This window comes from Rothia nasimurium, from assembly GCF_928381415.1.
Taxonomy (GTDB): Bacteria; Actinomycetota; Actinomycetes; order Actinomycetales; family Micrococcaceae; genus Rothia; species Rothia nasimurium_H.
This window is the reverse complement of record NZ_CAKMSF010000046.1, coordinates 1-254: the sequence shown is the minus strand read 5'-3', so window position 1 is coordinate 254 and position 254 is coordinate 1. Positions and strand designations below refer to the sequence as shown.

The window sequence follows — 254 nt, the reverse complement described above, 5'->3', positions numbered from 1 at the left end:
GCTCGGCGGTGGATGAGTCGGTGGAAGCCGGCGTTGAATGCTTTTGCTATTGTTTTTGGTGATCGGTTGCCGCAGGTGGCTGGTCGCTAGATTTGTTGTGGGTTTACACCGTTAATCTGACAGTCCCGAACACATCAGTGATGAAGGCCGTGTAGCAGAAGCCACTGGCAGTACGGACATAGGTGAAGTCCGCAACCCACAAGCGGTTCGGCGCTTTAGCGGTGAACTGGCGGTTGACCAGATCAGGGCGGTGA

General features: G+C 55.5%; 1 pseudogene. It reads right to left on the bottom strand.

Annotated elements, in window-relative coordinates:
* Positions 1–127: 127 nt before the first annotated feature.
* Positions 128–254, bottom strand: a pseudogene (locus L7A20_RS11925) (IS3 family transposase); the annotation flags it as partial.